Origin of the sequence: Massilia violaceinigra, assembly GCF_002752675.1 — a bacterium.
In the GTDB taxonomy this organism is placed as follows: Bacteria; Pseudomonadota; Gammaproteobacteria; order Burkholderiales; family Burkholderiaceae_D; genus Telluria_A; species Telluria_A violaceinigra.
The window spans coordinates 4,698,998-4,721,157 of the sequence record NZ_CP024608.1 but is presented as its reverse complement, the minus strand read 5'-3'; the positions used below and the strand labels follow the sequence as shown (position 1 = coordinate 4,721,157).

The following is a 22,160-nucleotide window of genomic DNA, read 5'->3' as shown; positions in this document are numbered from 1 at the left end:
GATCAGGGCTGCGCGGCCGGGCGGCTGACGTCGCTGCCGAACCACTTGAGCGAGAGTTTCGCGAGGCTGCCGTCGGCCTGGGCCTCGGCCAGTGCGCGGTTCAGCGCGGCCTTGAGCAGAGGATTGCCCTTGCGGACAGGAATGCCCATGCGCTCGACGTTGCCGACGCGCGCGCCGGCCTGGATCGGGAGCTTGGAATGTTTGAGCAGGTAAGCGACCATCAGGCTGTCGTTGAGGGCGGCGTCGATGCGGCCGAACGCCAGGTCCTGCAAGGTTTCCGGCGCGGCCGGATAGCTGCGCACCTCGATGCCGGGCACGGCCTTGGCTTGCTGCTCATAGACGCTGCCCTGCCCCACGCCCAGTTTCTTGCCCTTGAGATCGGCCAGGGAGGCGTAGGTCGCCTTCTCGTTCTTGCGCACGATCAGTTGCGGGTTCGAATAGGTGTACGGCTCGGAAAAATCGAAAGTTTGCTCGCGCTTGGGATTGATGCCCACCTGGCTGACCGCCACATCGAACTTGCCGGCGGCCAGGCCGGCCAGGATCGCGCTCCACTCGGTGGTGATGAACTCGGGCTTCAGGCCCAGGCGCGCCGTCAGCAAGGTGGCGACGTCGACGTCGTAGCCGGCCAGCTGGTTGGTTTTCAAGTCCTTGAAATTGAACGGCGGATAGGTGCCTTCCATGGCGATTTTCAGCGTGCCGCGCGCCTTGGCGCCGGTGAGCAGGTCGGCGGCGGCGGCCGGCATGGCCAGGGCGGCGCCGATCAATCCAAAGGTCAAGGTCAGGGTCAGGCTGCGGCGACGGAAATGAATAGGCATGAAGGCGGCAATATTATGGAAAAGAAATGCAGTTTAGCGCGAATAGCTGGCCTTACGGTGGCGTCCGCCAAAATTGTGGCCGACCACCAGGGTCGTGCTGGCGACCAGGGTCGACAGTCCAATGATGAGCTGCACCAGTTTATCGTCCGGCAGCACCCACAATTGGCCCTGCGGCGCCTCGACGCCGGTGGCGGCCATGATCAGGGGCGCGATCCAGGCGGCATCGTCGTCGACGTCGAGAATGACGGCGTCGGCGCTGGTCTGCATATAGATATTGCCGCCCTCGGCCAGGGTGAAGCAGACGCCGTAGCCGGTTTCGTGCGGGGCGATGTGTTCGGTCAGGCTTTGATTGTGCTCGTCGATCCACAGTTCGACGTCTTGCGGGGTTTCGAGTGCGGTCCAGGGGCGCGGGCGAAAGCGCGGCGCCGGCGCTGGCTCGGGTGGTTCTGAGTTCATTGCGTCCTGAGAGTGAGCGTTTAACGGCGCGTATCGTACGGTATTTTCGGCCGCGCGTACATGGAACCAGTGCGCGCGCAGGTGGTCATAGTAGCGTTAACGGGAGGATGGATGATGAAGCATACCGGGAAAGATCACCGGCCGGGCGGCGGGTATGTGTCCGAATTCGAAGAATTCATGCATGGTTTTCTGGCGCGGCATCCGGAGGTGGAAGAGGACCGACGGCGCGGCTGGAACATCTGGTGGGATCACCGCGTCGATCTCGATGAGCTTGACAAGCAGCGCGAGAACGAGTTGCGGGTCAAGCCATACGTGTACGACTAGGTCCAGTCATTGGTCGTTGAAAATAATTATTGCAATTTAGAATTTTTTCAGTAAGATGTAGATGCGGGGTTCGCTTATTTGGTAAAGCCCAGTCAGGAGTGTCTCAGACCGAATGACTGATAACCAGGTTCGATTCCTGGACCACGCACTGCATTCGAGCTCGCTGGAACTTTTCAACGTGGTCACATGACGAGTTGGAAATGATGGCGGCGCCGCCAGCATTACAAACGCCTCGAAGCGCTCGACGTTCCGTTGCCCTGCCCTTCCAGCTGTTATCAGTTGCCGGACTACACGGCCCTTTCGCCTCCTCTCCACCCAGCTCAAATCAGCCAGTCAAATCCCTCTGTGGTTGTTGGCCCCGGTCCGCCGATCCTTGTCATTGCCTGTATTTTCATCGTGAGGACAGTCAATTGCCTCGGTATCTACGCGCGTAGCATGAAATTTCGCGTCCTTCAGACGCGGCTTAACCTTTCCGGAAGAAAATCATGAGACCGACATTCACGTCCTGTCTTTATTGTGCTGTTCTGATCCCTGTGATAAGCGCTGCCATGCTCGCATTATTATCGCCAAATGTTTCTGCAGAACCGAATGTGTGCAGCAAGCGAAACGACGGGGGCACGGCCTCCATATATCACAGGACTCCCTTCACACTGTCTTTTTACTGGAGCGGTACGTACTACAATTGCTCCGGCGGCTCCGGACCGGATCATATTCGTGTGGATATCCAGCGTGGCAAAGATAGCCCATGCATACGAGTACCCTACGGTACCAGCGGCTCGATAAGTTGGAAAATCTACGGTTACCCCGGTAAATTTCGGCGGTGGGTACCTTGCTGAAAGCTTGCACTCCCCATGCCGAGTGGACGTTGTTTGAAGTGCCAAACGCCATCACGCACTTTGACATCACCATTTCATGCATAGCGCTACAGCCCGCTGCGGTGGCTTGGTCAAATTGCTGACCAGCCATCCGCGCCAGGCGCTGAGGCTTTCCGCTTCAAAAAGTACGAAATTGCGACAGGATTTGCAACCAAAATGCCATCACCTGGCATATCAGGCGTCGCCGATATCGTACGATCGTAAAAATTCGCGCGATTATTTTGATCCGGACCAGATACCACTTAGTTCGTTTTAATAGGATAGAAATTCGTGCCAGACAAAGTAATGATTAGGGCATAACGATCCAAGTGGAGTACGTATGAATAAGAAAATATAATTTGTCGTCACAGCCACTTCCGCGAGAGAATGCGAAGCATCGGCCCCAATGCGGTCGCCCCTTGCTGCGGCGCTCGGCTGCGGAACGTTAACGGTGTTTATTCAAGTTATCCGCCTGGATGACGAGGAGGTATTCAGTGTCTGCTCACCCAATCACCATGGTTCCCATCGGCGTGGTCTCGTCGCAGCGAGACGATTTAAGCGACGACAATTGGGGGTCGGTCGAATCCGTTATTACGATCGACTCCCCCGAACTGTTGCATGAGGCGCTTCTGGGGTTGGATACATTCAGCCACATCGAAGTGATATATCACCTTCACCGCGTTCCGCTGGAAGAAATAGAAAGAGGCGCCCGCCATCCGCGCGGGCGCGCCGACTGGCCAAACGTCGGGATACTGGCGCAACGCGCCAAGGCGCGCCCGAACCTGATTGGCTTGGCTCGTTGTCAGCTATTGTCCGTCGATGGTCGTACATTGCGCGTACGCGGGCTCGACGCTGTGGATGGGAGCCCGGTGCTCGATATCAAACCGTACTTGGCGGAATTCGGGCCGATCGGGGAAATAAGGCAGCCAGCCTGGAGTCATGAGGTCATGAAGGACTATTACCGTGAGTAAGTGAGCCGACGCGCGCCCCCTCACTCGCAATTCCTCATGCACCCGCACGCCGGGCAGCGGCATCAACGCGAGCGCGTGGACATACCGTGCGGCGATCAGCCTTTCCAGGTCCGCTTGAGCCCGGTATCGGCATGAATCCAGCCGCCGCGCGGTCCCGAACGATAGTAATACCCTACCCCGCCCTGGCGGAAGCTGCGCACCAGCCCGCCGAGCACATCGGCATTCAAATTGGCGATCCGGATATCGGCCGCCTTGCCTTCGATATGCAGCGACTGGCGCGCCGCCGGCACGCCCGCTTCCCTGAGTTTATCGTTCGATTTGGACGTCCGAAAGCCCGACAGGATTTCCAGCGGTTCCTCGATACCGTAGCGGGCGATGAAGGCCTGCGTGCCCCACAGCGTTTCGAACAGCTTGGGATCGATCGGCGCCGTTTCCTTGCCGTTGACGTCACGCATCAAGTGGCACAGTTCCTGATAGGCCGAATCGATGACCTGGCCATCCTTCCAGTACAGCACCTTGGCTTTTTCCCCGCTTTGCGGACGCGTCAGCGTCAACACGCGCGGCTTGAGCCAGAAATCCAGGTCCAGCGCTTGCGCATCGAAAATATCAGGTGGGGGCGCCAGTTCGGTTTCCGGGACCGGCGCGGATGGGGCCGCCGCACGGGCTACCGGCGCCGGCTTGCCTGCTTTGGTGACCTGGACCGGCCGCTTGGCCTTGTCCGCCGGCGCCGCGCTCGCACTGCCGCAACCGATCAGCGGAACCGAAATAATGCCCATGGTGGACAGGCATAAGCCTTGATGTAGAAAATCTCTGCGCGTGGCCATGACGAATACTCAGTAAACAAGGCGCACACTATAGCGCAAGCTTGCCGTGCGCACAGGGCGCACGCGCATTATTGCCCGGTACAGTTGCAAAAACGCTTGCGCGGACTGGGATCCGTCGTCTCGCAGGCGTTCAATTTCTTCCAGAAAAAGTCGCACTCCAGCCCGTAGCAGCTCTTTTCCTTGCCCGCGAGGATGTAGCCGTTACGTTCATAAAACTTGCTGGCGGTGATAGTGCTATTCAGGCGCAACACGCTCACGCCCCATGCGCGCGCCTGCGCTTCCACGCCCTGCAGGAGAGCCTTGCCGACGCCGCTGTACAGCGCTTCGGGCAACACATAGCACAGCGACAACTTGCCGGCCTGGGTCAACAAGGCCACGCCCACCACGGCGCCGTCGCGCTCCGCCACCAGGGCATGGTTGGCGGGCGAGACGAACCAGCTCGCCACATTCTGCGGTGTCTTGTTGCCCAGCCACGCCGTGAGCGCGTCCGGATTGTGCTGGTGATCGGCCACGCAGCACTCGGTAATCGAGCGGCGCAAGACGTCACACGCGGCGAACGCGTCTTCTGGCACAGCAATGCGAATCTCAATACCCATGTGTAATCACGATAACCAATAACAAAAGAGTAAAAGGTGTTGCCGCAGTCCAAGTGCAACGCAACTATACCAAGAACAGGTGCACACGCCTGTTGCGAATTTGCCCAACCCGACCAGCCTACGCCGCCCGGCAGCCCGTGCCAACGAAGAAAATCAAGGAAGCTTATGCGACACTACCAGCACGCCCCATCTAAGCATATGACAAAACAATCCTTCCGTTTTGGCTGCGGATTTTAGACCATGCGTCTCAGTTACTACAATAGAAAGCCCAAGAGAACACCATGAAAACAACATGCAATATGCGTACCCGTCGGGCGATTCTTTCCCTGGCCGCCGGCATGGCCATCCTGCCGCTCAGCGCCAGCGCCGCCGATGTGCAGCTGCTCAACGTCTCGTACGACGTGGCGCGCGAGCTGTACAAGGAAATCAATCCGGCATTTATTGCAGAATGGAAGAAAACCACGGGCGAAACCGTCACCATCAACCAGTCGCACGGCGGTTCCAGCAAGCAGGCACGCTCGGTCGCGGACGGTCTGGAGGCGTCGGTGGTGACCATGAACCAGGCCAACGATATCGACATGCTGGCCGACCGCGGCGTGGTGGCGGCCGACTGGGCCAAGAAGTTTCCCCACAATGCGGCGCCCTTCTATTCCACGATGATTTTTCTGGTGCGCAAAGGCAATCCTAAACAGATCAAGACCTGGGACGACCTGGCCAAGCCCGGCACCAAGGTGGTCATCCCCAACCCGAAAACTGCCGGCAATGGCCGTTACACCTACCTGGCCGCGTGGGGCTCCGTGATCAAGAAAGGCGGCACTGAAGTCCAGGCGCGCGACCTGGTCACGCGCATCTTCAAGAACGTGCCGGTGCTCGACGGCGGCGGCCGCGCGGCCACCACCACCTTCACCCAGCGCGACATCGGCGACGTCCTGGTGACCTTCGAGAGCGAAGTGCAGATGGTGCGCACAGAATTCGGCGACAATTTCGAGGTCGTCTACCCGGCCGTATCGATCCTCGCCGAGTCGCCGGTGGCGGTCGTCGACAAGGTGGTCGACAAGCGCGGCGTGCGCAAGCAGGCCACCGCCTACCTGAACTTCCTGTACTCCGAGGTCGGCCAGACCATCGGCGCCAAGCACTTCCTGCGCCCGCGCTCGGAAGCGGTGGCCAAGAAGTTTGCCGCCAACTACAAGCCGATCGCGCTGTTCACGGTCGACGAGGTCTTCGGCGGCTGGAAACAGGCGCAGAAAAAACACTTCGACGACGGTGGTGAATTCGACAAAATCTACCAGGTCAAATAAGCCTTCCCCGCCGCTTGCGCCACCGGCGCGCAAGCGGCCATTCCGCCCGTCGCCCTCCTTCCTTTTCCTACCCCCACGGCATCGCCCAATAGCATTTCCGCCACCCGCGTAGCATACGAGAAACTTTGCTTTCCTGAAATAATTCAGGTACTTACGTGACTTTATTAAGGTGTTTATTGCGCTTGAGCTCGTTTTGCTTCGCGCACGCTAGACATAGCCGCGCCTTTGATGCTATCGTGCCCCTTATTAAGTAGTTGCCGTATAGAATTACCACATCAGCAGCTGCCGCGCTCCCCGCGCCGCCATTGACCCAGCCCTACTGCAAAGACCAACCACATGATCAAGAAATTGCTTGTCACCCTATTGATGTCGCTGTCCGCCGCGGCCGCTGTTGCCGTGCCGTTCGGATCGCATTCAGTGCTGGTGATCGAGGACGACACCGGCAAGATCCTCCTCGAAAAGAACGCCAACCAGGTCGTCTCGATCGCATCGCTGACCAAGCTGATGACCGCCATGGTCGTGCTCGATGCCAAGCAAGACATGAACGAACTGATCGCCATCGACCAGCGCGACGTCGACATCCTCAAGCACAGCACCTCGCGCGTGCCGGTGGGCGCGGTGATCAGCCGCGGCGATGTGCTCTCGCTGGCGTTGATGAGCTCCGACAACCGCGCCGCGGCGTCCCTGGGCCGCACCTATCCGGGCGGCGTGGTCGCGTTCAAGTCGGCCGTGCGCGCCAAGGTGGCGGCGCTGGGCATGACCCAGACCGTGATCGAAGAGCCGACCGGCCTGTCGCCCAACAACAAGTCGACCGCCCTGGACCTGGTCAAGATGGCCAAGGCAGCGTCGGCTTATCCGGAAATTGCGCGCATGACGACCGAGTCGCGCGAAACGATCAATATCAGCGGCCGCGAGGTCGAGTACCGCAACACCAACCGCCTGGTCGGCGCCAAGGGCTGGGAAATCGGCCTCTCGAAGACCGGGTATACGGAAGAAGCGGGCCGTTGCCTGATCATGAAGATCAAATCGGCTGGCAAGAATGCAACCCTGGTGCTGCTCAACGCCAAAGCCAGTTCGACCCGGATCGTGGATGCGCTCAGCATCCGCCGCTTCATTGCCGGCGATGAAGCGCCTGTGATCGCCCGTGCACCGACCCGCCAGCGCGCGCGTCCGGTGATCATGGCGTCGGCGGCGCGCGCGCCGGTGATCAAGGCCAGCTTGCGTAGCCGTGGACGTAACCAGCCGGTGATCGTCACCGTCGCCCGTGGTCCGGTGGTCAAAGCGGGGCTGCACAGCCGCGTGAAGTTAAAGCAGAACAAACCGGTCATCCACCGCCACCGCCGCGCGTAACAATGCGGCCCCGTCGCTTCCGCCACTGGCGGAAGCGACAGTTTGCCTCACCCCGAAATCATCTCCCGCAATCCGCTCGCCCTCTGGGTGCGCTGCGCAATCGATTCGCCCAGGATCGCCGCCAGCGGCGACACCAGCGTGAACTGCGCGCTGGCCCGCGTAATGCCCGTATAAATCAGCTCGCGCGCGATCATCGCCCCGCGTTCGCGCGGCAGCACCAGCACCGTGTGGGCAAACTCCGATCCCTGCGATTTGTGCACCGTCATCGCAAATGCCGTCTCCACATGCCGCAAACGCGTGGCCAGCACGCTGCGCACCTTGTCGCCCTCCAGAAAATACACGCGCAATGACCCCGGACGGGCCGGATCGCCCAAGGTCAAGCCGATATCGCCATTGAATACGCCCGTGCCGTAGTCGTTTCGGGTGATCATCACCGGCCGCCCCACATACCACTCGCCGCGGCGCCGGATCAGGCCCGCCCCGTCAAGCCGCTGCTCGATCGCGTCATTCAAGCCGCCCACGCCCCACTCGCCCTCGCGCACCGCGCACAGCACGCGAAACGCCTCGAAGCGATGCAGCACCGCGCGCACCCAGGTTTCGTGCGCCTGCCCGCCATCGCCCTCGCCCAACAGCGACAGATACGGCGCGTAGCCGTCGAACGCCAGCTGCACCACATGCTGCTGGTGCCCATGCTCGATCCAGCGCACCGTGCCGTCGCCAGCGCGCAGCACTTCCTCGGCGCGGGCGACGTCCCCGGCGTTCACCGCCAGCGCCAGTTGTCCGATCGGGCCACTGAAACGGCGGCTGCTGCGCAGCATCACGGTCTGCTGCGCCAGCGCTCCGCCGGCGCCGCCATATTCAGCGGGAATGGTCTCGCCGCTGGCCGCCAGCGCATACGCCATCGTGGCCGCCGAATACCCGCCCGCCTGCGCATCGCGGCACAGATCACCGAGCACCGCCCCCGCCTCCACCGACGCCAGCTGGTCCTTGTCGCCCAGCAGGATCAGGGTCGCGCCCACCGGCAGCGCATCGAGCAGGGAGGCCATCATCTCCAGGTGCACCATCGACGCTTCATCGACAATGAGCACGTCGATGTCGAGCGGATTGCCCTTGTTATGGGCAAAGGTGCGGGTGTCTGGACGCGCGCCCAGCAAACTATGCAATGTGCGCGCCGCTCCCATGCGCGCCGTCAGGTCGCGCAGCGGCAGCGTGGTGCCGACCTTGTCGGCCAGTTCGGTCAGCGCCTTGTCGATCGATTGCTTCAGGCGCGCCGCCGCCTTGCCGGTCGGCGCGGCCAGCGCGATGCGCTGCCGTCCCGCGTCCGGCGCCACCGCGAACAGCAGTGCAAGCAGGCGCGCCACCGTGTAGGTCTTTCCGGTCCCCGGGCCACCGGTGATGATCGCAATCGAGCCGCGCAGCGCGATCGCGCAGGCCAGCTTTTGCCAGTCCGGTCCCTTGGTGCGGCGCTCCGAGGCGAACAGGATGTCGAGCCAGATCCGCACCGACGGCGCATCGACCTCGCGCACCAGCCCGGCGCGCGCGCGGATCGTGTGCGCGACCAGGGTTTCGTCGCGCCAGTAGCGGCGCAGGTACAGGCGCTCGCCGTCAAGCACCAGCGGCTGGTCGAAATCGAAATCGCCCACATGCCACACCTGGTCCGACGCCGTCAACTGGTCGATCCAGCCCTTGCGGTTCCTGGGCAGCGTGCCGGCCGAGCGGGCCAGCGCATCCCACTGCTCCTTGTCCCAGGCCATCAGCGTGGCCGGATCGAGCGCCAGCTGGTCGATCATCAGGCAGCTGTGGCCGCGCCCTTCCAGTTCCGACAGCAGCACGCAGGCCAGCATCAGCGCCGGCGTGGCGGTGCCGAGCGAGCCGACAAAGCGCGCAAAGGTGCCGGACAGGCGCCGCAGCTGGCCATCTTCAGTGAGCATGGCGACCTGCACCCACAGGGCGTCGAGCGCAGGAGCACTCTTCATGCATCCTCCCGCGACGGAGAAACGCCGAGCAGCGCGTCGAGGCCATCGAGCAGCACCATGTCCGGTTCGAGCAGATAGCAGCCGCGCGTGCTGGCATTGGCGATCCCGCGCAGGAACAGGAAAATCGCGCCGCCCAGCTGGCGCGACGGGTCGTACGCATCGCCCAGGCGGCTCTTGAGCAGGCGATGCAATGCCAGCATGTAGATCGCACCCTGGATATCGTAGCGGTGCACCGCCATCCCGGCCGCCATCGCGGCCTTGCCGTAGGCGGCGTCACCGGTGCCCAGCGCATTCGATTTGTAATCGATCACCCAGTAGCGGCCCTCATGCTCGAACACCAGGTCGGCGAAGCCCTTGAGCATGCCGTGCAGGTAGCGCTCGGGCAGCGACGGACGCGGCGTTTTCCCCAGCAGGTGCGTGCTGCACAGGCGGTCGAGCGCCGCGCTGTTCAACTGCTCGCTGGGGAACCAGAACTCCATTTCGGGAATGACGTGCCCGATGGCGGCCAGCGGCGCGCCCAGTTGCGGCAGCGGCGTGGTCGCCACCGCGCGCAGCCACGTCACAGCATCATCCTGGCGATGGCCCCAGCCGGCGCGCTCGCAGCGCTGGCCCAGGCGTGCGGCGAACTGCCCGTCGTCGGCGATGGCAAAGCCCTCCTGTCCCATCCACTCAAGCTGTTCGTGCAAAAAATTTCCCGGCACGGAGCCGCGCGGGAAGCGGTGCCACGGTGCGTCCTCGGTACGCGGCGCTTGTTGTTGCTGTTCCTCGTCGAACAAGGTCTCTTCCTGCGCGCGCATCGGCGCCGCACTGGTCTGGCGCGTGAGCGAGGTAAAGGAACCGACCGCCCAGTTGCGCTCGAAACTGCCGCCAAAGGGCGCAGCGTCGACCAGCGCCGGCCTGGCCTCGTCGCGCGCCAGCATGGTGATGCCCTGCGGCGTATCGAGCGAGCGCAGGTCGATCGTTTGCGAGCCGCCGCGCAGCTTTTCCCAGTACGGCTGGATATCGGCCGCGCCGATCGGCTGCCCGCCGGTGAGCAGGTAGCCGAGCGCCGACTCGTGCAGCTTGTTGTCGCCCGCCTTGCGCGCCGTCACCGCGGCCACGCCCAGCCACAAAAAATGGCGCGCGCGCGTCAACGCCACGTACAGCAGTCGCAAGTCTTCCTCGATGCGCGCGCGGTCCACGGCAGTCAACGCTTCGTCCGACAGCGCCAGGTCGATGCGGCGCACGCCATCGCGCCCGACGAATTCGAAGAAGCTGCGGTTGCGACGGTCGGTGGTGCGCGCCGTCACGGCAAACGGCAGGTACACCAGCGGGTATTCAAGCCCCTTGGATTTATGCACCGTGACGACCTTGACCAGCTCCGCGTCGCTTTCCAGCCGCAGCACCCGCTCGTCGCCGCCCTCGCCCACCCCGGCCAGCTGTTCGGCGAACCAGCGGATCAGGGCTTGCTCGCCTTCGAGCTGACTGCTGGCGCTTTGCAGCAGCTCGGCCAGGTGCAGCAGGTTGGTCAGGCGCCGCTCGCCGCCGGCCTGGCGCAGCAGTGCGGACGGCAGGCGCATGTCGTGGATGAAGCGGCGCAGCATGGCCAGCACGCCCTGGCGCTGCCACACGATGTGCAAACCCTTCAACTGTTCAACCCGCACTTCCCACGCCAGTTCGTCCGACGACAGGCGCGCCAGTTCGCCCAAGGAAAGGCCGGACGTGCGGGTGGCAAAGGCCGCGCGCGCGAGCGCCCCGTCGAGCGGATTGGCCACCGCCTGCAGCCAGCGCAGCACGTCGGCAGCCTCCTCGCTTTCGATTACCGAATCCTTGTCGGACAGGTACACGCTGGGCACCTTGCGCTGCGCCAGCGCGCGCCGGATCGCGGTCGCCTCGCGCCGGTCGCGCACCAAGATGGCGATATCGGCCGGCACCAGCCGCGTGAACGTGCCGTTTTCGCTGAAACCCGCATGCGGGTCGTTCAGCAGGCTGACGATATGCTCGGCGCTGTGGTGGGCGAAAAATTCGCGGTAATCGTCGGCCTTGAGGTCGTCGCGGTTGGTGCTGCAGATGGCCAGCGCCTGGTACGGCCCGTCCACGCCGACCAGTTGCTGCGCGCGGCCCTTGGCGGCGACCGCGTCGAACGGCAGCGGATTGACGCCGCCCTTGCGAAAGCGAAAGGCCCCGGCAGCAAAGCCAGGATGGCCGTCGCGCCCTTCGGCGTGCAGGAACAGCTGGTTGACCGCTTCCACCAGCGCCGCCGTCGAGCGGTAGTTGGTGCCAAGCTGGTAGTGGCGGCCTTCGGTGGCGCGGCGCGCATCCAGGTAGCTGTGAATGTCGGCGCCGCGAAAGCCGTAGATCGACTGTTTCGGGTCGCCGATCAAGAACAGGCCGCGTGACGGGTCATTGTCGGCCACCCGGTACAGCAGGTTGAAGATCGCATACTGGTCGGGCGAGGTGTCCTGGAATTCGTCGACCATCGCGACCGGGAACTGGTCGACGATGCGTTGGCGCAGGGCTTCGCCGTTGGCGCCTTCGAGCGCGCTTTTCAGGCGCTCGAGCATGTCGGCAAAGCCGAACTGGCGCTTGCGCCGTTTCAGTTCCATCATGCGCCGCGCGATATGAAAGGCGGCGTGGCGGTACAGCGCGTGCGCCAGCGGGTCGATCGCCTTGAGCGCTTCCCACAGGTCGGTGGTCGCGTCAAAGCACGGTGGAATGTCAACGCTGAAGCCCTTGCTGAACGCATCCGTGATGCCGTCCGGCGTCAGGCGGTGCCAGGCCGTATCGGTCAGCGCGGGCATCAGCATGGCGGGCGCGCGCGCCCAGACGCGCAGCGCCTCGAACCACTTGAGCAGCGAATCGGCGCGCAGCTTGTTCCCGTTGAAGCACTTGGGGGCCATCTCGCGCTGGGCGGCGATCCACTGTTCCATGGCGTCGGCGCGCTCGGCCCAACCGGCCTTCAGCTTCGCCAGTTCGGCCGCCTGCGTGCGTTCGACCCGGTCGATGGCTTCTTCCAGCGATTCGTCGGGCGGATCGCCCAGCACCGCAACCCGGCGCACCAGTTCACGCACTGTATTTTTAAGCGCGCGCACGTCCGGCCAGCAAGCCAGCAGCGCGCCGAGCGCACCGCTGTCGAGCGGGTACACATTCTGGCGCCAGTAATCGTGCGCCGCGTCCTCGAACAGCGCATGTTCGTCGCTGACCAGTTCTTCGTCGAACAGGCTGCCGCTGTCGAAGGCGTGCTCGCGCAGCATGCGCTGGCACCAGGCGTCGATGGTGAAGATGGCCGCTTCGTCCATGGTGTCGGCGGCCAGCATCAGGCGGTGCGCGGCGACCATCCGTTCGCCTTCGCTGCCGCAGGCGTCGGCCAGCTGGTGCAGATACGGGTCGTCCAGTTCCAGCTCGCCCCGGAAAAAGCCGGCCGCTTCGACCAGGCGCTCGCGCACCCGGTTCGACAGTTCGCGCGTGGCGGCGCGGGTGAAGGTCATCACCAGGATTTCGGACGGCAGCAGCGCGCGCGCGAAGCCGTTCTCGCCGCCGTGGCCGAGCACCAGGCGCAGGTACAGGGCGGCGATGGTCCAGGTCTTGCCGGTGCCGGCGCTGGCCTCGATCAGGCGCGTGCCGGACAGCGGGAAATGCAGGGGGTCGAGCAGTTGGCTCATGCGACGTCCCTGTCCATGGCGGCGATCTCGATGTGCTGGCCGAGCCAGCGCGCCAATGGGCCATAAAGCGCTTCGGCGACGGCCGGAAACTCGCCGCTGGCGTTAAGGGCCGAAAAATCGGGCCACAGGCGCGCCAGGCACTGGTCCAGCACTTCGCCCGACAGCTCGAAGCCGCCGTCGTAGGTGCTGCGCGGTTCGCCCTGCTGCAATAAGGCCAGCGCCGTCTTGCAGGCCACCGGCAGCGGCTGATCCATGTTGCGGCGCCACAGCGCCACCAGCTCGGCCAACTGCGCGTAGGACTCCTCGCGTTCGAGCGGCGCCAGCATGACGATGGCGTCGCGCGCGACCAGGTAGCCGGTGACCGGCTGGCCGACCGCAGCCGCGGCCAACTGGCGCAGCCACGGCGCGATCAATTTGTCGCCGCGCGGTGCACCTTTTTTATCGAGCACCTTCGACGAGATTTGCAGCAGCCAGGCCGTTTCGCTGGCGTTGCTGCGCAATTTGTCGACCCAGTCTTCCAGGTGCACGCCACCCAGATCGAGGCTCACGGCCAGCTTGGGCGCCACCTCATCGAAGCGCGCGCCCAGGGTCAGCCAGGCGGTGCGCACCGGCACCAGGCCCTCGACCAGCTGCTCCTGCCACTGTTTGCCGACCAGGCCAATCGGCAGCACGCCTTCGCGCTTGAGGCGCTCGGCGCGCGCACTCAAGCTGTCGCGCACTTCGTGCAGCTCCTCGGGCGTGCTGGCGTCGTCGAGCAGGCTGTCCTCTAAAAAATAGCGCTCCAGCGCGTCGAGCGAGAACGGTTCCTCGTCCTCCCCGACAGCCTGGGCGTCGCCGAACGCCACGCCGAGGCGGCGCCGGAAAAAATAGCGCGCCGGCTGGCGCAAAAAGTTCGCCAGCTCGCCCAGTTTGAGGCGGTATTCGGGTTCGAGCTCGAACGGCGGCAGCATCGCGTCATCCAGGGCGTCGCCCGCTCCATGCGCGGCGCGCCATTCGGCCGCGTAGGTCAGCATGCCGCCCTGCTCGAAATAGCGCCGGCTGAACGGCTGCAGCGCGTGTTCGGTCGTCATCGTGGCCAGGTCCAGGTCCCAGCCCTCGGCCAGGTAGTCGCGCAGTTGCGACACCAGCACCGAGGCCGGCTGCTCGCTGTTGTCGCGCACATTGCGCCCGACCCAGCTCACATACAGCTTCTCGCGCGCCGCCAGCACGGCTTCTAGCATCAGATAACGGTCGTCGTCGCGGCGCGAACGGTCGCCCGGACGCGCCATGCCGGGCAGCGCCAGCAGGTCGAAGTCGGCCTGCCGCGTGCGGCGCGGAAAATCGCCATCGTTCATGCCGAGGAGGCACACCACGCGAAACGGCACCGCGCGCATCGGCATCAGGGTGCAAAAGGTCACCCCGCCGGACACGAACTGGTGATTCAGGGTCGGCTCGTCGAGGGTGCCCAGCCACGCTTCGCGCAGCACCGCCAGCGGCACCTCTTCCTCAAAACCGGCGCTGTCGCAGGTCTCCAGCCAGCTTTGCAGGGCGTCGTGCAGTTGCGCGAGGGTCAGGCGGTCGCCTTCCTCGGAGGCGGCGAAAAACGCCGCCAGCAGCGCGCGCGCCTGCTCGCCCCACTGCGCCGGCGTGCGCGACTCGGCCAGCGCGGCGCGCCAGGCCAGCAGGGTTTCGATCAGTTGCGCCAGCGAGCCGGCCAGCGCGGCATCGAGTCCGCCCACCTCGGCGTACGGCTCGATCTGGCGGAAGCTGCCGCCGGCGCCGCTGGCGTAACCGAGCAGCATGCGGCGCACACCGAAAATCCAGGCATTCTGCTCGCCGGCCGAACCGAGTCCGAGGCCGTCGCGGTGCTGCTGATCCAGGCCCCAGCGCACGCTGGCGCCTTCGATCCAGTTGCCGAGGATGGGCAATTCATCTTCCGACAGGCCGAAGCGCGCGGCCAGCGCGGGCACGTCGAGCAGGTCGCGCACTTCGCTCTGGCGGCAGCGCTGCTGCGGCAGGCGAAGCAGCCATTCGAGCGACACGAGCAGCGGATTGACGCTGCGGTCCTTCACATCGCCGATCTCGAACGGGATGAAGCGCGGGTCGCTGCGCTTGTGCTGGTCGAACACGGCGTGGATCGCGGCCGAAAAGGTGTCGATGTCGGGCACCATGACCACCACGTCGCGCGGGCGCAGCCTGGCGCCGGGCGCGCCGAACCACGACAGCAGCTGGTCGTGCAGTACCTCGACTTCGCGCTGCACGCTGTGGGCGAGGTGAAATTCGATGGAGCGGTCGCGTGGCGCAGGGTTGGCAACCGCGCCGGGTTCCGCCAGGCCCCTGGCGCAGGGATGCTCGCGCAGCGGCAGCATGTCGCGCACCGCCGCCTGCACCTGCGCCAGCAGGGTCTCGCCCTCGCCGTCGCTAAAGAGGTCGATGCGCAGCTTGTCGGCGCGCTCGCCCGACTCGGTGTCGAATTCGTCGAGCATGCGGATGAAATCGCGCCCTTGCCTGCCCCAGCTGGCCAGCAGCGGATGGCTGTGCGCGTGCAGTTCTTCGAGCGGCACGCCTGACAGGTCAATGCCGCCGCGCTGGCGCTGGCGCTTGTGGGCGGCCTTGAGCAGTTCGCGCCCTTCGATGATGTCGCCCCAATAAAACTGGCACGGGTTCGGCACGGCCAGCAGCACCTGGGTGTGGTGCGAGAGCGAGGCGATGGCCTGCAAGGTCTGGTAAGGCAGCGCCGACATCCCGAACAGCACCACCCGGCGCGGCAGGCGGCCGGCCGGCGCCTCGCCGCTCTCGCTGGCGCGTACGAACTGCTGGTGGATGGTGGCGCGGCCCGAGTCGCGCAACTGGGGCGGCAGGCTGTCGTTCACGGCGCGCCACAGGCACGCCTGCCAGCGCTGGTCGGGCGTGAGCGGGATCACCTCGCCGCGCGCCGTGCGCAGGCGGTCGCGCCCCGCGCTCCAGTCGTCGAGCCAGTCGGCGCGGTACACCTGGTACTGGTCGTACAGGTCGGCCAGGCGCTCGGCCAGTTGCAGGCGCCGTTCCGGGTCGCCGTCGCCCAGGAAATGGCGCAGGGGGGCGAAGGCGTCGTCGGCCAGCAGGTGCGGCAGGAGGCGCATCAGGCGCCAGGTGAGCGGGCCCTTGTCGTACGGGGAGCGGGTCGGGACCCGTTCACGTCCCAGCATGCCGCGGTAGGCTTCCCACAAAAAGCGCGCGGGCAGCGCCACGCGCGTGGCCGCGCACACGCCCATTTCTTCGGCCAGCGCGATCTTGAGCCACTCGGCCACGCCGTTCGATTGCACCAGAATGATTTCGGTTTCGAGCGGGTCGAGCGGGTGGCTGCGCAGCCAGGCGAAGAGCGCGGCACGCAGTTGCTCCATCTGGTTGCCATGAAGAATAAGGAGGCCGGGCGTGACGGGAGAAGACATGGCGCACAGCATACTAGCTTTGGGCTGGGCGCGGTAGGGTGATACGTGCGGTCAACGGTTCAAAGCGGGCTCATCTTTAGCAATCGGGGATACGGAACGGACGGAGGTACGAATACTGCAAGCATGCATTATCGACAAGCGCTCTCAGCTAGCGGATTCGGTCAGTTCCTGCGCGATGTGCTCGTTCAACTGGTCGAGCAGCGTGTACATGCTGGCCACCAGCGTGCGCGCCTGGTCCACCGTGGCACCCTCGCGCAGGCGTTCCAGGTCCTGGCACAGGTCGGCGAAACGCATCGCGCCCACGGCCTTGGCCGATGCCTTGATGCGGTGCCCCAGGTCGGCCATGCGATCGAGGTCGGCGCGGTCGAGCGCTTCGCTCACGTCGGCCAGGCCGTCGCGCGCCGAGTCGAGGAACATGAATGCGTACTTGCGCATCTTGACCGGATTGGCGCCGAAGGTCAGCGACAGCGCCGTCATATCGAGCATGCCGGCGTCGCTCGAAGCCACCGGCGCGGCCGACATGCGGGTCGGGGCCTGGTCGGCCACCGCCGCCACGCGCCGCCGTCCGTTGCGCGCCGGCCGCGTGGCCAGCCACCTGGCGATCACCTCGAACAGCAGCTTGGGCGCAATCGGCTTGGTGACAAATTCGTTCATGCCCGCTTCCAGGCAGCGCGCCTGGTCGTCCTTGCCGGCGTTGGCGGTCATGGCGATCACCAGCGCGTCGCGCAGACGCGGGTCGGAGCGGATCATGCGGGTCGCTTCGAAACCGTCCATCACCGGCATCTGCACGTCCATCAGCACGCAGTCGAAGCGCTCCTTGAGCATCAGGTCGATCGCTTCCTTGCCGTTGTTGGCCACCACCACCGTGGCCTGGGCTTCTTCGAGCAGTTCCTGCCCCACCTGCTGGCTGAAGATATTGTCTTCCACCAGAAGGATGTAGGCGCCGCGCAGCTGCTCGAGCACCGCCGGATCGACGGCGCTGCGGTCGCCCGGCAGGAAGTTGAGGGCCTTGCCCAGGCGCGCCGTGAACCAGAAGGTGCTGCCCTGGCCCGGGGTGCTGTCGACGCCGACCGTGCCGCCCATCAGTTCCGCAAGCTGCTTGCTGATCACCAGACCCAGGCCGGTGCCGCCGTATTTGCGCGTGGTCGACGGGTCGGCCTGGTGGAAGGACTTGAACAGGTCGGCGATTTCGGCCTCGTTCATGCCGATCCCGGCGTCGATGACCTCGAAGCGCACCACGAAGTCGTTCTCGCCTTCCTCGGCCGCCAGCGCGCGCACGCGGATGCTGCCGTTTTCCGAGAACTTGATTGCGTTCGAGGTGAAGTTGAGCAGCACCTGCTCCAGCCGCAGCGGGTCGCCGCGCAACTGCAGCGCCAGATGCGGGTCGATCTCGAAGTCGAGATGGAGGTGTTTGTTGGCGGCCGCGTCGCCAAGCTGGTTGGCGATGTTCTGCATCAGCGCGCGCAGGCCGAAATCGAGCACTTCGAGTTCGAGCTTGCCCGCTTCGATCTTGGAAAAATCGAGGATGTCGTTGATGATGCCGAGCAGGTGCTGGCTCGAATGATAGATTTTTTCGAGGTAGTCGCGCTGCTTCGGATTGGCCACCGTCTTGAGCGCCAGGTGCGACATGCCGATGATGCTGTTCATCGGCGTGCGGATCTCGTGGCTCATATTGGACAGGAAGTTGCTCTTGGCCTGATTCGCGGCGTCGGCCTGCGCCTTGAGCTGGTGCAGTTCGGTCACGTCGGTCGACAGGCCGATCACGGCGCTCACCTCGCCGTCGAGCAGCACCGGCACCTTGACGGTCCACAGCTGGCGCACGGTGCCATCGGGCTCGGTGAATTCAACCTGGCTGGCGTGGCGCGCGCCGTCGGTGAAGATCTTGCTGTCCTGGTTCCAGTAAAAATCGGCCATCTCGGGCGTCATCACTTCGCGATCGAGCTTGCCGATGATCGCTTCGGCCGGCTGGCCCATCGCTTCGGCGGTGCGCGCGTTGATGTAGATGTAGCGGCGCTCGCTGTCCTTCATGTACACGTGCGCGTCGATGCTGTTCAGGACCGAATCGAGCAGCACGCGCTGTTCGATGGCGGCGCGGCGCGAGCGGTACAGGGTATAGAAGTAGGCGTAGGCCAGCAGCGTGACCAAAAAGCCGGCGCCGAACGTGATCGGCGGCAGCAGCACGTCGAATGCACTGTACAGGTCCGCGCGGGCGACCCGGAAATGCGCCTTCCACAGATTGCCGTTGTAGTCGACCGGCAGCACGGTGTCGAAATAGGTATCGGGGTCATGGCCGCCGGCGGCCACCGGGTCGTGATCGTTGTACAGCAGCCGGTCGAGCTTGCCCAGGGCCAGGGTGCGCTGCTCGGGATCGGGGCCGCCGTCGGAATACAGGGCCAGCCTGAGACGGCGCTGCGGCATTTCCTCGAGTGCGCTGCCGACCAGCGCCGGCACCGAAAAGCCGATCCCCACGCTGCCGATGTAGGCGGCGCGGCGCGCCTGCGCGGTGTAGAGCAGCGCGCCGCTGCGGTACACCGGCATGCGCATGCCCAGCGCCACGTGCGGACGCGGTTCGTTGACGATGATCGGCATGCCGGAGGCGCTGATCCTGCCGCTGTCGCGCGCCTCGTCCAGGTGCGCCAGGGCGGTCGCACTGGCGCCGATGTCGAGGCCCATGCGGCTGCCGGCGCGCGCCGCCTGCGGTTCGATATACGTGAGCACCGTGTAGCCGGCGCGCTCGCCCTCGGGACGGATGCTGAAGTCGGGATAGCCGCCCGCGTCCACGCTGCGGTCGGCGCGCACCGAGGCGATGAAGTCCTCGCGCTCGGCCGCCGTGACGTAGCGCGCGAAGCTGACCCCTTCGATGGCCGGGTAATGCGTGCCCATGCCGAGCGCCTGCACGTAGCGGTGAAACTGCAGGCGGCTGGGCGCCTCGGCGCTCTGGAACAGGGCCGACATGCCGCGCGCGAGGTCGGAATAGGACTTGATGCGGGTCGACAGGCTCGATTGCGCGCCGCGCGCAAAGGCGTCGAAGCGCTGGCGCGCATCGCTGTCGACCGTCCTGGTCGCGCCCATGTGCAGCAAGGACGCCACCAGCGCCGACAACGACAGCCCCGCAGCCCACCATGCCAGGCGCGCTCCGGAACGGCCGCCGACGGTGCCTGCCATGGTGCGCTTGATCGCTTGCGTCATCGTCCAACCCCGTTATTTTCGCTCGGCCGCACTTGGAAACCACCGTGCAGGCAGCATACTATTAATGAAATGGAAGGCGCGCGCGGACCCGCCGACCGACTCACCCCCTCAAGGGTACTTTGCAGCAAGAGAACATGCAATTGATAAATTTTACTGTCGCGCCGGCGCCATAGTGCGGCCGCGAAAGCAGTACAGGAAACAGGAGCAGGAATGCGACATTTGATTGGCGAAAGCATATCGGAAACGGTGAAACCGGCGCACGCGGCTGACGGCGCGGACGATCCGCATCTGTGGCTGGAAGAAGTCACCTCGGCCGCCGCGCTGGACTGGGTACGCGCGCGCAACGCCGTGTGCGAGCGCGAGCTCGAAGGCAAGGCGGATTTTGCCGCCCTGCGCGAGCGGCTCGGGACCATCCTCAACGACAAGGCGCGCATTCCCTGGATCAGCGAGCATGCTGGCCATGTTTACAACTTCTGGCGCGACGCCACCCATGTGCGCGGCTTGTGGCGGCGCACCACCCTGGCCGATTACCGCGCCGAAGCACCCGACTGGCATACGGTGCTCGACCTCGACCTGCTGGCCCACGCCGAGCAGGAGAACTGGGTCTGGGCCGGCGCCTCCTTCCTGCGCCCGGCCGGCGCGCGCTGCCTGGTGTTCCTCTCGCGCGGCGGCGGCGACGCCCATGTGGTGCGCGAATTCGACCTCGACGCCCTGACCTTCGTGGCCGATGGCTTCGCCCTGCCCGAAGCGAAATGCAGCGTGCGCTGGCTCGATGCCGATCGGTTGGCGGTGGCCACCGACTTCGGCCCCGGCAGCATGACGGCGTCGGGCTATCCACGCATCGTCAAGGAGTGGCGGCGCGGCACGCCCCTGGCCGAGGCCAGCACGCTGTTCGAGGCGCGCGCCGATGACCTGAGCGTGTCGGCGTACAAGGTGTTCACGCCCGGCTTCGAGCACGAGTTCGTGGAGCGCCAGATCGGTTTTTACAGCAGCGAGCTGTTTCTGCGCAGCGGCGCGGCGCTCGCGCGCATCGATAAGCCGGACGACGCCAATGCCTACACGGTGCGCGACCAGCTCGTCATCGAACTGCGTTCCGACTGGCAAGTGGGCGGGCGCACGTATCCGCAAGGAGCGCTGGTGGCGGCCGATTTTGCCCGTTTCATGCAGGGGGAGCGCGAGTTCGCCGTGTTGTTCACCCCGAGCGCCACCAGTTCGCTCGACGGCGTGGCCATGACGGCCAGCGCCCTGCTGCTCACGGAACTGGACAAGGTGAAAAACCGCATCGTCGAACTGCGCCATGTGCGCGGCCAGTGGCAGCGGCGCGAGGTGACGGCGCCGGAATTCGGCGCGCTCGAGGTGAGCGCGCTCGATCCGGCGGGGTCGGACCAGTATTTCCTGACCGTGAGCGATTTTTTGACGCCGACCAGCCTGTATCTTTGCCAGGTGGGCAGCGACCGGCGCCAGGAGCTCAAGGCGATGCCGGTCTTTTTCTCGGCCAAGCCGTATATCGTCAGGCAGTTCGAAGCGGTGTCGAAAGATGGCACGCGCGTGCCCTACTTTGTGGTCATGGACCGCAAGACGCGCATGGATGGCAGGAATCCGACCGTGCTGTACGGATACGGCGGCTTCGAGATTTCGATGAAGCCGTTTTACAGCGGCGTGACCGGGGAAGCGTGGCTGGCGCGCGGCGGCGTGTACGTGCTGGCCAATATCCGCGGCGGCGGCGAATTCGGGCCGCGCTGGCACCAGGCGGCGCTCAAGGACCAGCGCCAGCGCGCGTTCGATGATTTTATCGCCGTTGCGCAAGATTTAATTGAGCGCAAGGTCAGCAGTCCGGCGCATTTGGGCATCATGGGCGGCAGCAATGGGGGCTTGCTGGTGGGGGCGGCGATGACGCAGCGGCCGGATTTGTTCAACGCGGTCGTGTGCCAGGTGCCGCTGCTGGACATGCGGCGCTATCACAAGCTGCTGGCCGGGGCCTCGTGGATGGGCGAGTACGGCGACCCGGAGGTGGCCGGCGAGTGGGAGTATATCCGGCGCTACTCGCCGTATCACAATGTATTTAGCGACAAGCGCTATCCGCGCGTGCTGCTGACTACCTCGACCCGGGATGACCGGGTGCACCCGGGGCACGCACGCAAGATGGTGGCCCTGATGGAAGCGCAGGGACATGACGTGCTGTACTGGGAAAACCTGGAGGGGGGACACGCCGGCGCGGCCAATAACGACCAGCAGGCGCAGATGTGGGCGCTGACCTATACGTTTTTGCTGGAGCAATTGCGTTAAGGGCAAGCCTCCGACCGGCGTTCCCGTTTCACCACCACCGTCGTTCCCGCGAAGGCGGGAACGACGGGTAGGTGGCGGGAACGACGGGTAGGTGGCCGGAACGACGGGTAGGTGACGGGAACATCGGATAGGTGGTCGACACCACGGAGGGCGGGTACCAACGGGTTCTG

Annotated in this window: 13 protein-coding genes and 1 tRNA gene; 6 read left to right on the top strand and 8 right to left on the bottom strand. The window is 64.8% G+C overall.

All coding sequences use genetic code 11. The features are described 5' to 3' along the window. Positions 1–2 precede the first annotated feature (2 nt). Both CR152_RS20635 and CR152_RS20630 read right to left on the bottom strand, forming a co-directional pair. Entirely contained in the window at positions 3–815 is an 813-nt protein-coding gene (locus CR152_RS20635) for a cystine ABC transporter substrate-binding protein (protein ID WP_099877895.1), read from the bottom strand. Positions 816–848: 33 nt separating this feature from the next. Next, positions 849–1,271, bottom strand: coding sequence for a hypothetical protein (locus CR152_RS20630; RefSeq protein ID WP_099877892.1), 423 nt, complete (start codon positions 1,269–1,271; stop codon positions 849–851). Positions 1,272–1,382: 111 nt separating this feature from the next. On the opposite strand from CR152_RS20630, the gene CR152_RS20625 reads away from it, so the two are divergent. The 3 genes from CR152_RS20625 (at position 1,383) to CR152_RS20620 (ending at position 3,420) form a co-directional block, all read left to right on the top strand. After that, on the top strand, positions 1,383–1,595 hold the full coding sequence (locus CR152_RS20625; RefSeq protein ID WP_208640165.1) for a DUF3460 family protein: 213 nt from the start codon (positions 1,383–1,385) through the stop codon (positions 1,593–1,595). A 63-nt stretch (positions 1,596–1,658) separates the two neighbouring features. Continuing rightward, positions 1,659–1,743: transfer RNA gene (locus CR152_RS33140), tRNA-OTHER, on the top strand. 1,200 nt (positions 1,744–2,943) lie between these two features. Then, positions 2,944–3,420 (top strand): SAM-dependent methyltransferase, encoded by a 477-nt coding sequence (locus tag CR152_RS20620; RefSeq protein WP_229413485.1) that lies wholly within the window; start codon positions 2,944–2,946, stop codon positions 3,418–3,420. A gap of 95 nt (positions 3,421–3,515) precedes the next feature. Here the strand turns inward: CR152_RS20620 and CR152_RS20615 are convergent, their stop codons facing one another. Together CR152_RS20615 and CR152_RS20610 are read right to left on the bottom strand one after the other, a co-directional pair. After that, entirely contained in the window at positions 3,516–4,244 is a 729-nt protein-coding gene (locus CR152_RS20615; protein ID WP_229413484.1) for a YcbK family protein, read from the bottom strand. Positions 4,245–4,312: 68 nt separating this feature from the next. After that, on the bottom strand, positions 4,313–4,840 hold the full coding sequence (locus CR152_RS20610) for a GNAT family N-acetyltransferase (protein ID WP_099877880.1): 528 nt from the start codon (positions 4,838–4,840) through the stop codon (positions 4,313–4,315). Positions 4,841–5,121: 281 nt separating this feature from the next. Here CR152_RS20610 and CR152_RS20605 point away from each other — a divergent pair, with 281 nt between their 5' ends. After that, the gene (locus CR152_RS20605; protein ID WP_370663825.1) at positions 5,122–6,138 is read left to right on the top strand and encodes a sulfate ABC transporter substrate-binding protein; all 1,017 of its coding nucleotides are present in this window, start codon (positions 5,122–5,124) and stop codon (positions 6,136–6,138) included. 336 nt (positions 6,139–6,474) lie between these two features. Then, entirely contained in the window at positions 6,475–7,488 is a 1,014-nt protein-coding gene (locus tag CR152_RS20600; RefSeq protein WP_099877874.1) for a serine hydrolase, read from the top strand. Positions 7,489–7,535: 47 nt separating this feature from the next. On the opposite strand, the gene recD is transcribed toward CR152_RS20600, so the two are convergent. The 4 genes from recD to CR152_RS20580 all read right to left on the bottom strand — a co-directional run bounded on the left by recD (position 7,536) and on the right by CR152_RS20580 (position 19,704). Next, positions 7,536–9,464 carry an exodeoxyribonuclease V subunit alpha gene (gene recD, locus CR152_RS20595; protein WP_099877872.1) on the bottom strand — a complete coding sequence of 643 codons (1,929 nt, stop codon included), beginning with the start codon at positions 9,462–9,464 and terminating at the stop codon, positions 7,536–7,538. Beyond that, on the bottom strand, positions 9,461–13,105 hold the full coding sequence (gene recB, locus CR152_RS20590) for an exodeoxyribonuclease V subunit beta (RefSeq protein WP_099877869.1): 3,645 nt from the start codon (positions 13,103–13,105) through the stop codon (positions 9,461–9,463). Before recB ends, recD begins: the two co-directional genes overlap by 4 nt. Then, positions 13,102–16,515, bottom strand: a complete 3,414-nt coding sequence (gene recC, locus CR152_RS20585) for an exodeoxyribonuclease V subunit gamma (protein WP_099882590.1) — start codon at positions 16,513–16,515, stop codon at positions 13,102–13,104. The genes recB and recC overlap by 4 nt, the downstream gene beginning before the upstream one ends. A 144-nt stretch (positions 16,516–16,659) precedes the next feature. Continuing rightward, positions 16,660–19,704 carry a CHASE domain-containing hybrid sensor histidine kinase/response regulator family protein gene (locus CR152_RS20580; RefSeq protein WP_229413483.1) on the bottom strand — a complete coding sequence of 1,015 codons (3,045 nt, stop codon included), beginning with the start codon at positions 19,702–19,704 and terminating at the stop codon, positions 16,660–16,662. A gap of 210 nt (positions 19,705–19,914) precedes the next feature. On the opposite strand from CR152_RS20580, the gene CR152_RS20575 reads away from it, so the two are divergent. After that, a complete protein-coding gene (locus CR152_RS20575; RefSeq protein WP_099877866.1) occupies positions 19,915–21,990 on the top strand; it encodes a prolyl oligopeptidase family serine peptidase in 2,076 nt (691 codons plus the stop codon). Positions 21,991–22,160: the final 170 nt, after the last annotated feature.